7 protein-coding genes and 3 pseudogenes are annotated in these 12323 nt (G+C 62.6%); 8 read left to right on the top strand and 2 right to left on the bottom strand.

Annotation, left to right across the window (positions count from 1 at the left end; all coding sequences use genetic code 11):
- From MKK51_RS27380 to MKK51_RS27555, 4 genes and pseudogenes are all read left to right on the top strand, one after another.
- Nucleotides 1-109: pseudogene (locus tag MKK51_RS27380) on the top strand (PhnA-like protein); the annotation flags it as partial.
- A gap of 208 nt (nt 110-317) precedes the next feature.
- Complete coding sequence (locus tag MKK51_RS13605) at nt 318-701, top strand: CsbD family protein (protein WP_243977815.1); 384 nt, start codon at nt 318-320, stop codon at nt 699-701.
- Nucleotides 702-1000: 299 nt separating this feature from the next.
- Entirely contained in the window at nt 1001-2437 is a 1437-nt protein-coding gene (locus MKK51_RS13600; protein ID WP_243977813.1) for a TAXI family TRAP transporter solute-binding subunit, read from the top strand.
- Nucleotides 2438-2502: 65 nt separating this feature from the next.
- A pseudogene (locus MKK51_RS27555) lies at nt 2503-2811 on the top strand (ISL3 family transposase); the annotation flags it as partial.
- Between the two features lie 295 nt (nt 2812-3106).
- Here MKK51_RS27555 and MKK51_RS13590 read toward each other — a convergent pair.
- Entirely contained in the window at nt 3107-3496 is a 390-nt protein-coding gene (locus MKK51_RS13590; protein ID WP_243977811.1) for a helix-turn-helix domain-containing protein, read from the bottom strand.
- Between the two features lie 277 nt (nt 3497-3773).
- A pseudogene (locus tag MKK51_RS13585) lies at nt 3774-4303 on the bottom strand (integrase core domain-containing protein); the annotation flags it as partial.
- An 808-nt stretch (nt 4304-5111) separates the two neighbouring features.
- Here MKK51_RS13585 and MKK51_RS13580 point away from each other — a divergent pair.
- The 4 genes from MKK51_RS13580 (at nt 5112) to MKK51_RS13565 (ending at nt 12214) form a co-directional block, all read left to right on the top strand.
- A complete protein-coding gene (locus MKK51_RS13580; protein WP_243977809.1) occupies nt 5112-7466 on the top strand; it encodes a calcium-binding protein in 2355 nt (784 codons plus the stop codon).
- A gap of 207 nt (nt 7467-7673) precedes the next feature.
- Nucleotides 7674-10400, top strand: coding sequence for an EAL domain-containing protein (locus tag MKK51_RS13575; RefSeq protein ID WP_243977807.1), 2727 nt, complete (start codon nt 7674-7676; stop codon nt 10398-10400).
- A 699-nt stretch (nt 10401-11099) separates the two neighbouring features.
- Nucleotides 11100-11666, top strand: a complete 567-nt coding sequence (locus tag MKK51_RS13570) for a PAS domain-containing protein (RefSeq protein ID WP_243977805.1) — start codon at nt 11100-11102, stop codon at nt 11664-11666.
- A gap of 242 nt (nt 11667-11908) precedes the next feature.
- Complete coding sequence (locus tag MKK51_RS13565) at nt 11909-12214, top strand: hypothetical protein (protein WP_243977798.1); 306 nt, start codon at nt 11909-11911, stop codon at nt 12212-12214.
- The last annotated feature ends 109 nt before the right edge of the window (nt 12215-12323 follow it).

The following is a 12323-nucleotide window of genomic DNA, read 5'->3' as shown; positions in this document are numbered from 1 at the left end:
CGGCGCGCTCGCCCTGATCCTCGGTGCGCTCGCCGGCTTCTTCGGCGGTCGCCTCGGCGCCCCGAAGCTCCACACCCTGGCCGACGCCTACGACGCCCGCCGCGTCTGAGCCGATCCCCGGCCGGTCATCGCGACCGGCCGAGTTTTCTCTGGTCAGGATCATCCCATGATCCTGACCACGTACAGGCCGAGGGGCCTCGTCGACGAGGCGGTCGGCACGCTCAAGCAAGGTGCCGGCAAGGTCACCGGCAAGCGGTGACCTCGCCTCCGAGGGAGAGCCCCGGCTCTCCCTCTTCATCTCGATGCAGGAGACTTCCATGAATCGCGACCAGTTTCGCGGCGCGTCCCGGCACCTGAAGGGACGGGCCCAATCCGCCCTCGGCGGTGTCACCGGCGATCCGGCCCGCCAGGTCCGCGGTGCCGTCAATCAGGTGGCGGGCGGCGCGCAATATGCCTATGGCCGTGCCCGCGGCCGTGCCGAGGACTTGGCGCAGGATGGCCGCTATCTCGTCGGCGAAGTCCGGGACCGCGCCGGCAACCTGATCGAGGACGGCCGGGACGTCGTCCGCCATGCAGCCAAGCGCGGCACGACCTATGGCCGCCAGGCGGTTCGCTACGCCGACGACAATCGGACATCCGCTTTCATCGGGCTCGTCGCCGTCGCCTTCGCCGTGGGCTGGCTCGCCCGTCCCAAGCGCTGATCCCCCGTCATCCGGAGACCTTCGATGATCCGCAAACTCCTGGCCTTGTTCGTGCTTCCGAAAATCGTCGCCTATGTCGGGCGCCGCCTCAGCGGCCGGGCGACGGCCCAGCCGCGTCGTCCCCGCTGACGGCCGGCCTTCGGACCCTGTCGCCCTCCCCCGCGGTGCACCGGTGCCATGACGGTGTCCGTTATCGATGGGAGCAGCGGCGACCATGCTGGTTTGGGCAGGGCCATGATACAGCGAGCCGACCGCGATAGGGTCGATGTCGGGCACGCCGGGAAGCGGACGTTGGATCGATGAAGTTCGCCGGCCTCCTCGTCCGTCGCGAGTTCGTCTTCCTCCTGCTCGCCGTTCTTCTCGGGCTCGGGGCCGCCACGGCCTACTGGATCTCGCGGGCGACCGTTCTGACGATCGCCGTTGCCCCGAAGGACGGGACCGAGCCGGCGCTGATCCAGGCCTATGCCGATGCTCTCGCACGGCGGCATAAGGAGATCCGCCTGAAGGTCGTCGCCTTCGTCGATGTGCGCGACAGTGCCGCCGCGCTCCAGGACGGCCGCGCCGATCTTGCCGTGGTCCGCCCCGACGTCGACCTCCCCGACAATGGACTGACCCTGGCGATCCTTCGCGACCAGGCCATGATCATCGCCTCTCCCGAACCGTCCGGGTTGACGAGTTTTCCCGAACTCGACCGGAAACGTCTCGCGATCCTCGCGCATCGCGATGCCGATCAGGCGCTGATCAAGGCGATGGTCGGGCATTACGGCCTCACCCTGCTCGACAAGGACCCGGAAGGGCCGCTGCCGCCGCGCCACGTCGCCCTCGTGGAGATGTCCGAAGCCGAGCTTCCAGCGGCTCTGGCCCGGAAGCGGGTCGATGCGGTGGTTTCCGTGATTTCACCGACCGCACCGACGGCGCAGCGCATCGTCGGCATCGTTCAGGCGGCCAGCAAGACGCGGAAGGTCGCTTTCGTCACGGTCGAGAACGCGGATGCCATCGTCGCCCGCCTGCCGCGCCTGCAATCCGTCACCATGCCGGCCGAGACGTTCGGCGGCAGTCCCAAAGTCCCGGCCGAGGACGTCCACACGGTGGGAGCGTCCTATCGCCTGATGGCGCGTGCCGGCCTGTCCCGCCCCGTCGCGGCGGACGTGACCCAGCACCTGTTCGAGTTGCGCAGCGGCATGGCTAATGTCACCGCCGCCGCCGATTACGTGCAGGCGCCGAGCTACGACAGCACGGCGGGGGCCACCAGCGCGCGGCTGCCAATCCATCCCGGTGCCGTCGATTTCTTCGAGCGCGAACAGCAGGGCTTCATCGAGCGCTACGAGACCTGGATCTATCTCGTCGCCTTCCTCGGCGGCGGCATCGGCTCCGCCGTCGCCTGGATCGGCCAGCGCCTGTCGCGGCTGCGGCGCGAGCGGATCGAAGAGGCCACCGATCGCCTCCTGCAGATTCGCCAGGAAGCGCAAGCCAGCGCCGATCCGCCCCGCCTGGAACACCTCGCCCGCGAGATCGACGATCTCGCCGGGGAAATCGCCAAGCATGCGTTGGAGCGGCCGACGGAGGCCAGGACCATGTCGGCCGCCGCCATCGCCATCGATGCCGCCCGGTCGACGGTCAAACGCACGATCGCGGCCGGGCAATACACCACCGACGCACCGGAATTGGCGGGGGCACGACGTCGAACTGCCCCGGGCTTTCCGGAGGCTCCCACTCCTGAGAGGGGGGAGCCATGACGAAGCCGACGGCACCCCGTTCCCCCGAGCTCCGCGCGCGGTGCGTATGATGTTCGATCATCGGCGCGAGCAAGGTCGTCGATCTCGGCCGCCGGTTCCGCCATATCGTCCGGAGCCGCTGTGGCCAGCAGCCTTCGGGAAGATCGGATGTCACGGCCGTTCGATGAAGGGCTCGGCGAGACCCGAAACTGCGGCGATCGCATCGTCGAGAGCTTCAGTCGGAAGGGAGACGCCGTTCGGTCCGCACTGACGCGACACTGCCTTGGAGCGGTGGACAGGCCGAAGGGCGGATCACGCGTCTCGCGCGCTTGAAGCGCGCCATGTACGGCCGCGCCGATCTCGATCCTCTCCGACGACGGTTCCTCCTCGCGGCCCGATCCACCAAACTCGGCGAAGGGCCAACTCTTCAGGAGGCAGGCGAACTCGGCGCCGCTTGCTCGCTCTGCCATCCTCCCACGACCGACGATGCAATCACTTCAAACCCGAGCCATCGATTGGTGGTCAGGCCATACCCGTCGGGTGTCAAACTGCGTCCCTGCAGATATCCAGGCAAAAACCGCAGTCATTCTGAGAAAATCTGACACTCAGGCCATTCTGACGGGAAGCAAATAGTCCATCGCAGCTTGCCGTACGGGTAATCAATGCAGCCATCCGGCGCTTGCAGGACTGCTATTTTTTTGACTCGATCTCACAAAACACACGAGCAAGCTCTGCCAGCAAGTATCTGGCACGGGGATCCTTGATTTTCTCAAACGCGTCTTTAAAATAGAAATCTTCTAATGGCGCCGAAACGTCGTTGAGTTTCTGCACTGCAGCGCTAGAATTGCTTTCAGATTGCCTATCATAGAAGTAGCTGACGTCGACTCCCAAAGTATGAGCTATCCGCTGAAGCTTGTCGGCGGCAATCTTACTCTGACCGCTCTCGTATTTTTGCACCTGTTGAAAGGTTACGCCCAAAGCGTTTCCTAAACTGGCTTGGCTCAGACCGGCCGAACGCCGCAAGGACTTGATGCGAACGCCAATTGCACCCGCGCTTCCATCTTTGTTATCGTCCGACATAGGTTCCTGCGTGGTCTAATTCTAAGCCGCTTTGACGCCAGATTGGGTCGGAAAATGTGGTGTACTGCATCCCGCCCCGTTTCAAAAGGCCCCACCGTTGCAAGGGTGATAAGATGCTCCGACGGGACCAAGAGCGACCACAAGAATCACTGACGTCCGTGGACAGCGAATTGGTTCACGCTGAGCGCCGGCTATTTTGCCCGCCTATGTTGGTCGGCCCGTTTCAAAACCAATGTATCGTCGGACTATGGGGCCGGTCCTGTTCGTGATCCACCGCCTATGCAAGTTTTCGGGCCGCGACAGCTTGGTTCGCGAAAGCTTTGGGCGACAAGCCGCCCAGGGCCATATGAGGTCGATCTTCGTCGGAGTGAACGTTCCACTCCTCGATGCGATCGCGCGCGTCCGCCAGCGACAGGAACCACGAGGCGTTCAGACACTCCGCCCGTCGGCGACCGTTGAACGACGGGATTGCTGCCGTTGTCGGTCGTCGTCCCCGGTCGGGAGAGCCGGAAGCGGGCGCAGACGACCCATTCGATGGCGACCCCATTCAGGTCGGCGCACAGGTCGAGCATGCGACCGGCGAACTCGGTCCGATGTCTACCCGTAGGCTTTTGGGCCGCCCCCGCAGCCTGACCATGGGTCGATCGCCTCAGTCGCCTGGGAGGCACGAAAGTCGGCTCTCGGCGTGAGGGGAAGCGCTTCGCGCGCGTGGCAATCGACCAGTCTCAAGTTCCGGAAAAAACGTCCGCCGTAGCACCCGCTCGTTTTGCTGCGCAGATTCCACACCTCACCGATGATCGCGGTACGAGTCGTGCCCCCGAACGAGCGCGTCTTGCCAGCCTCCGGAAACTTTTCGAATCCGCCGTCGTCAATCGAGACGGCGATCCCCTCGCGCCGGCAAGGCTCGGCGGCGCTGTCCTCGACACACACACACACACGTCTTCAAACACAACGCGAATCTTCTCCTTCCACGAGAACCGCGGACATATGGCTCGGCGACTGTTTTTGATCGACGCCTCTGCCGGCTTCTCGGCCGGTCCTGACATCTGCTTCGTCTTCGCTCACTAGAGGGCCTGCTGAAGCAGCCATGCTGCGTCCGAGAAGACAGTCAATTCGTCCCATAGGTACGGATATCTAACAATTTATCCTGATCGAATTTGAGTTCTCACTCATAAAAAATTCCAATCTTGAATAATTTTAGGTCAAATTGTTATAATGGATAGATCTGTCGTGCGCCGGAGATCACTCCGGTATCCTACCACGATTATGTTCTTCGGCGGATCGATTTTATTGTTTTGTTGGCTTGGACGCGTTCGATGTCGGAGTAGCATAGCCATTTCAGCCGACAGTGGGAAAGTCACTGCGGAAATCTGGGACACGTTCTCCTTCTTTGCGCCTGTATGCATTGCGGGAACAATAAGCGGTTTCGCGCACCCGCAGGTGGACCTGCCCGGCCCGATCATGCCCGGGAAAGCATCGCCTCAGGGATGAATGCGCCCGCCCTCTTTTGGGCGAGTAAGACAACTATGATGCGAAAGATTCATCCATTCGGAACTTTTATGCGCCATCCGTTGATCGCGCTGTGATCAACCGGCGCTGCCGTTTGGAGAAAACAATGGCCACCGTATCGATCCTTACCAATGCTGGTTTCGACGTTCGTGACTTCTTTCTTCCCAACCTGGGTGACGCTGACAGCGTCACATTCACGGGCCTGGTCGACAGCGTGGGTGATCTCCTACTCGGCGGCAGCCGGACGGATACGTTCGACGTTCTCACCGTCGAGGCGAATGGGCTCACCTACAACTACACCGGCAATTGGGAGATCGAAGCCTCGACCGGCCTGTTGACCGGAACGGTCTCGGCCAGCGGCGGCTATGACGGCGTCGAGGTGAAGCTCGGCGATACGGTCCTGGCGACCATCGACCTGCCGTTTCAGCCGGTCGACCTGGGATCGGAAACGAGTGCCGGGATCCTCGGGAGCGTCGGAACCCTCGTCACGGATCTCGTGGGCGGCACCGTGGATATCCTCCTCGGCACCCTCGATGACACGGTCTCCCTGGTCGGGCTCAATCTCGATGCCACCCCCGATCTCATCGACATCGTCATCGATGCCGGCGGTACCCAGACCGGCGGCGCCGGCGACGACACCCTGCGCGGCGGAAGCGGCAGCGACACCCTCGACGGCGGCGCCGGCAACGACACCATGATCGGCGGCGGCGGCGACGACACCTACATCGTCGACTCGTCCGGCGACACCGTGGTTGAGAATGCCGGCGAAGGCGACGATACCGTCCGCTCGTCGGTGACCTACACCCTCCCCGCCAATGTCGAGAACCTCGTCCTCACCGGCAGCGGCGATATCGACGGAACCGGCAACGCCCTCGACAACAGCATCACCGGCAACGACGGCGACAACCGCCTCGACGGCGGGGCCGGCGCCGATAGCCTCACCGCGCGCGGCGGCGACGACGTCCTCATCGGCGGAACCGGCGACGACGTCATGCGCGGCGGGGCCGGCGACGACGTCTACGACGTGGATTCCGCGGGCGATCAGGTCATCGAGGCCGCCGGCGAAGGCAACGATACCGTCCGCTCGTCGGTGACCTACAGCCTCGGCGCCAATGTGGAGAACGTCATCCTCACCGGTTCCGCCGCCATCAACGCCACCGGAGGCAACGGCGCCAACAGCCTGACCGGCAACAACGGCGACAACCGTCTCGACGGGGGCGCCGGCGACGATACGCTCACCGGTCTCGGAGGCAACGACACGCTCCTCGGGGGCACCGGCGCGGACACGATGCGCGGGGGCACGGGCAGCGACACCTATGTGGTCGACAATGCCGGCGATCGGGTCATCGAGTTGACCCAGGAGGGCAACGATACCGTGCGCTCCTCGATCGACTACACCCTCGGGGACAATGTCGAGCGCCTCGTCCTGACCGGAGCCGGAGATCTCGACGGGACCGGCAACGCCCTGAACAACGCGATCTTCGGCACCGGCGGAGACAACGTGCTCCATGGCGAGGGCGGCAACGACACCCTGTTCGGCAACGGCGGAGCCGACATTCTCGACGGCGGAACCGGCAACGACACCCTGCATGGCGGTCTTGGTGACGACACCTACTTCGTCGACAGGGTCGGCGATAAGATCGTGGAACTCCCGGGCCAGGGCAATGACACGGTCTATGCCTCGGTGAGCTACGGCCTCGCCGCCAATGTCGAGAACCTCGTCCTGACGGGGACTCGCGGCCTGAGCGGTACCGGCAACGACCTCGACAACGCCATCACCGGCAACGACGGCAACAACCGTCTGAGCGGCGGCGCCGGCGACGATGTCATGACGGGCAACGGCGGCAACGACACCCTGATCGGCGGCAGCGGAGCCGACACCATGCGCGGCGGCACCGGCAGCGACACCTACGTCATCGACAATGCCGGGGATCGCGCCATCGAACAGTCGGGCGAGGGCTTCGATACGATCCGCTCGACCGTCAGCCACACGATGGAAGCCAATACTGAGAAAATGGTTCTCAGCGGAACCGCGGATCTCACCGCCAACGGCAATGCCGGCGCCAACCAGATCTACGGCAATGCCGGCGACAACACGATCTACGGCGGCGGCGGTCGCGACCTCCTCTACGGCCGCGCCGGTGCCGACACCTTCGTGTTCAAGGCCACCACCGACAGCACCGTCAGCATCGGCGGACGCGACATCGTTAAGGACTTCGATGTCGCTCAAGGCGATCACCTCGACTTCAGTGCGATCGATGCGAATGCCGGGCTGGCCGGAGACCAGGGCTTCCACTTCGTCGGAACCCAGGCGTTCTCCGGCGAAGCCGGGGAGTTGCGGGTGAAGTTCGGGGGCGGAAACACCCTCCTGCAGGGTGATACCAACGGCGACGGAGCGGTCGACTTCGCCGTCCTCCTCCAGGGCCACCATGTCCTCGACAACGGGTCGTTCGTCCTCTGACGCCATGTCACGTCAAGAAGGGGTCGTCGTTAGGCGGCCCCTTCTTTCTGGAAGTAAAAGGCAGATTAGGCCGTGGCGGCGCGCAAATGTTGCCGCCGTCGCTGTACGCTCAGCAACCGATTGTACCCGCATGATAACTCTTCGACCTTTGACGCATAGCGTGAGTCAGCCCGCTCGTTGAGAGCGACCATCCATGATGGAACACCCATGCCGCCGCTTCCGCCAAATGAGGGCGAGCGCCTCGCGGCACTGCGCGATCTGCGCATCCTCGATACGGCGCCTGAGGCCCATTTCGATGCCGTGTGCAGCACGGCCGCTGCGCTGTTCGATGTACCTATCGCACTCATCACGCTCATCGACAGCGAGCGACAATGGTTCAAGGCCAAGTGCGGGATCGCTGCAGAGGGAACGTCGCGTGATGTTTCATTCTGTGCCTATGCCATTCTGTCCGACGATGTTCTCGTTGTAGAGAATGCGACGACGGACCCACGTTTTGCCCACAACCCCATGGTCACGGGTGAGAGTGCCGTCCGCTTCTATGTCGGCGCTCCTCTTGTGCTTCGATCGGGCATTCGGCTTGGCACATTGTGTCTCGTCGACACCAAGCCGCGAACGTTTTCCACGTTTCCGCGAACCCAACTCGAAAGCCTCGCTCAGATTGTTGTCGCTCACATCGAACTTCATCGCGCGCGGATCGCTGCTGAAGCCACGTCGGAGGAACGTATACGATCGGAGATGCTGATGAGAGCGAGTGAAGAGCGCTATCGGACGGCCCATGCGAAACTCGAGCGAACAGCCGATCTTCTCCGGCTTGCCCAGGAGGCCGCCGGAGCGGGAATTTGGCAGTGGAGCTTCGATGAAGACGTCGTGCCGAACTCACCCGAGAGCGCGCTCATGCTTGGGTTCCATGGCGAGTCGAGTTCCACGGACTGGATCGACATCAGCATCGCGGAATGGGCCGCTCGGGTACACCCGGAGGATCTTCCCCTCGTCCAGGCAGCGCACGCGGCGGCACTTCGGGACGGGACGACCTACAAGGTCGAGTATCGGGTAAGGCGCCCCGAGGGCAGTACCGGGTATCGCTGGCTCATGAGCTTTGGCCGCATCATTCGCAATGAGGCAACGGGCGAGGCGCTGCGCATCGTCGGGCTCGATCTCGATGTCACGGAACGACGCACGACCCAGGACGCTCTCGTTCAAAGCGAGATGCGCCTCCGCATGAGCGAGGAGCGTCTTGCCCTCGCCCTCGACAGTGGCAGCGACGGCCTATGGGACTGGAACGTCACTACGGGACAGGTTTGGTACTCCGACCGCTGGTACACCATGTTCGGCTATGAGCCGGGAGAGGTCGAAGCGCACATCGACACATCCCTGGGGCTCACCCACCCTGACGACCTGAAGCAGACACTGGCCCTCGTTGCGGAGCATTTCGAGGGGCGGAGTGCCGCGTACGCTTCCGAGCGCCGGATACGAACCAAGTCAGGCGACTACAAATGGGTTCTGTCGCGGGGCAGAGTGGTCTCGCGGGACGAGCAAGGCGTCCCGCTGCGCATGGTTGGCACGAATATCGACATCTCCGAGCGTAAAGCGTCTGAGCACCACATCTCCTACATGGCCCGCCACGATGCGCTCACGGGCCTGCCCAACCGGACTGTTTTTTACGAGCACCTGGAGCAACGGCTGGCCGAGGTTCGCCGCGGCAGAGGCCAGGCGGCACTGATGTGCCTTGGCCTCGATCGGTTCAAGTCCGTCAACGATACGCTCGGCCACCCTGCGGGGGACCAACTGCTGTGCGAGATCGCCAGGCGCTTACGCGCAAACTTGTGCGACGGCGATGTCGTGGCACGGCTCGGCGGCGACGAGTTCGCTATCGTCATCTCGCACGTGGACCATGTGCACCATGTCAGCTCTTTCGCACAGAGTTTGATCGATGCGGTCGGCCAACCGCTCGACCTTGGCGGCGTCCTCGCGACTGTCGGCGTCAGCATCGGGATCGCACTGGCCCCTGCCAATGGCGACATGCCGGAGATTCTGTTCAAGAACGCGGATCTCGCGCTTCATCGCGCCAAGGCGGCAGCGCGCAACAGCTACCGCTTCTACGAAGCTGGTATGGATGCGGCGATCGAAACCCGGATGCAACTCGAGTTGGAGATGCGTGAGGCCATCCTATGCGGCAGCTTTGCCATGCATTACCAGCCCGTGCTGCGTCTGTCCGACCACAGGATCGTCGGCTTCGAGGCGCTGATGCGGTGGCCTCACCCGACACGTGGAATGATCGCACCCGGCGCGTTCATTCCGTTGGCCGAGGAGACCGGACTCATCGTGTCGCTGGGGTCCTGGGCGCTCCATGAGGCATGCCGGGAAGCCGCGTCCTGGCCCGGTCATCTACGGATTGCCGTCAACGTTTCCGCCGTTCAGTTCCAGCAGCCAGGGCTCGAAGACAGTGTCATATCGGCTCTGACGACCTCGGGTCTCCCGCCTTATCGTCTCGTCTTGGAAGTCACCGAGAGCGTCCTCGTCCAAGACGCAGAGGCGGTGATCGCCTGCCTGCGTCGCTTGAAAAGCCTTGGCGTTCGCATTGCGCTCGACGACTTTGGTACCGGTTACTCGTCCCTCAGCTATCTGCGCCGCTTCCCTTTCGACAGCATCAAGATCGACCGATCCTTCGTCAACGAGATCGACGACCCGGCTGCTGCGGCGATTGTCCGGGCCGTCGTGGGGATTGCGTCGCAATTTGGAGCAACCGTGACCGCGGAAGGCGTCGAGACCCGTCATCAGCTCGAGCAGGTCGGTTTGGACGGCTGTACGGACATACAGGGTTATCTGGTCAGTCGACCGCTGCCAGCCGATGAAGCGGTAAATTTGCTGAAGGAAGCGTTTTTAGACGTGTTAGAATCAAATTTTCAGAAACGGATCAGTTTACCGCAAGCATAAATCGCGCCTTATAATGTCACGTGACCCTCATGATCCGCTGCCATCCCACGGGGCGGCCACGAATGGGAAGAAAAATTATCGCGGCCGACCCTTGTCGGACATGCCGACATTTGCAGAATCTTCCCGAAAGACGTCTTATGGCGACCGTTGCTTGAGTTTCGCTCGGGACCGACAGCATAAGGAAGCAAACGCCCGAGCTCGACCCCTAACCAGGCTTATCCGTAAAGCGAAAGATCTCGATGAGGCGTTTAGGTTGTTTGAGTCAGCGAAGCGCACGAAAGCCTGAATGACAGCCAAACCATCTGGCTCATTGCCGTCCCGACACTCCGCCCGTCACAACTGACAGCTTGTGTATCGCGCAGGCCTGTTACGGAGGGACACAGTGTCGCTGCAATCAAAGATTGAAGCCGATCGCTCTGCGATATCGGGGCTTCGACCGTTAGAATAAGGGACGCTTGTGCCACCTGTTACCAAAGAATCGGCTTCGATGAGGCTCGGTTTACAACCTCGCCGCCTTCTCATGTGCAATCTGAAATTGAAATGATAATTTTTCTCACCTTTCCCCGTTTGGTGGTAAATTTCTACCGGTATCGCTTTTGTAATTTTCTGGGCTTATCGTACTCTCAGGTTGCATGGTAGCGGATCTGTGGGGCACGAGTGGGTAGGATCATATCGCGCGAGGCCCAGATTTCGCAGATCATGTTGCAGCAGGCGCTCGACGCCTCCGACGTAATCGGGCGATGGGACTACGATGTTCCGAATGATCGCGTTTATGCCGACGCCCTCGTAGCACTCGTGTTCAATCTTGACCCCGCCGAAGCAGCGGCCGGTACCTCGCTCGATGCCTTTCGCGCCGGCGTTCATCCGGACGATCGCGAGCGCTTCGCCCGCGAGATCAAGCAGAGCACGGAGACAGGCCTCTGCTGCACGTTTGAGTACCGCGTTTGCTCGGCTGACGGTGTCGTCCGATGGGTCCTCGATAGGGGGCGCATTGCTCTGGATAAGGCAGGACGACCGCAGCGCGGAAGCGGCGTGTTGATCGACATCACGCAATCGCGTCTCAACGACCAAGAGGAGAGTTCCCATCTGGCGTCTCAGGGCCAGCACCCATTGGAACGCGCTGCCGAGCATTGCCTGGCAGCCAGGAAGGCCCTCCATGAGCTTCCTGAACCCCTCCTTCATAGGATGAGCGATATGCTGCTGTTGGAGGTTGGGCGGGCCCTCGCGAAGCTGTCGGATCACAGGCGACGCAGCGAGATGAACTAGAGCTGCGCCCGACCGCGTTGGGTCGGGGCACACCTCTCGATCTTTGTTGTGGCGCACTCTTTTTCGCCGAACCAACATCCACTTCGACGGAGAGCGCTTTAGGAGTACGTGCGAGCAATCTTCTCGCCGGCAGGTTGGGCGACTGATTCATAGGGCTCCTGGCCCAAGTGTCTCCCTCCTCGGATGCGGATTGGGGCTGCCATCCGGCGCTCTCGCGGCGCGGGTTCGTGCGATCCGGACACATGGCGCAGGTCGGCCGCCACATGGTGCGGGACGCGCTCGATCTCTCGGCCATCCTCGACATCGATGCCGAGAAGCGCCACCCGCTCTGCCATCGGGGCTCGATGGTGGCAGTCCTGCTTTCCGGCGACGGCCGCGGCCTGTCATCCTTGCCCCAGCTTGCCCGGGATCGTGAAGAGCGGGTCTCCGTCGTCCACATCAGCAAAGGCTCCGGAAAGCCCGCCCTTGCCTCACAACATGCTCACATCACTCAATATGGTGCCGGACGGACACCAATTGTGTTTCGGCGTGCAACTTTGACCCCGTGAGGCGGGGGATCGGCGTCCAATTCTGACCCCCTAACCTCGTTCTCGCAGACTGCCCTCCGGTACGACCGGAGGGTGGTGTAGGGGGATGAAGGGCGTGGACACGATTGCG

The sequence above is a fragment of the Methylobacterium sp. E-045 genome (genome assembly GCF_022829685.1).
Taxonomy (GTDB): Bacteria; Pseudomonadota; Alphaproteobacteria; order Rhizobiales; family Beijerinckiaceae; genus Methylobacterium.
The sequence above is the reverse complement of the archived record's forward strand: the minus strand, read 5'-3'. Positions and strand labels throughout refer to the sequence as shown.

Excerpts from the sequence above, each read along its gene's own strand:
- MKK51_RS13575 (WP_243977807.1), top strand. The coding sequence starts at position 7,674 with ATGCCGCCGCTTCCGCCAAATGAGGGCGAGCGCCTCGCGGCACTGCGC.
- MKK51_RS13600 (WP_243977813.1), top strand. The coding sequence starts at position 1,001 with ATGAAGTTCGCCGGCCTCCTCGTCCGTCGCGAGTTCGTCTTCCTCCTG.
- MKK51_RS13605 (WP_243977815.1), top strand. The coding sequence starts at position 318 with ATGAATCGCGACCAGTTTCGCGGCGCGTCCCGGCACCTGAAGGGACGG.
- MKK51_RS13570 (WP_243977805.1), top strand. The coding sequence starts at position 11,100 with ATGTTGCAGCAGGCGCTCGACGCCTCCGACGTAATCGGGCGATGGGAC.
- MKK51_RS13590 (WP_243977811.1), bottom strand. The coding sequence starts at position 3,496 with ATGTCGGACGATAACAAAGATGGAAGCGCGGGTGCAATTGGCGTTCGC.
- MKK51_RS13565 (WP_243977798.1), top strand. The coding sequence starts at position 11,909 with ATGGCGCAGGTCGGCCGCCACATGGTGCGGGACGCGCTCGATCTCTCG.
- MKK51_RS13580 (WP_243977809.1), top strand. The coding sequence starts at position 5,112 with ATGGCCACCGTATCGATCCTTACCAATGCTGGTTTCGACGTTCGTGAC.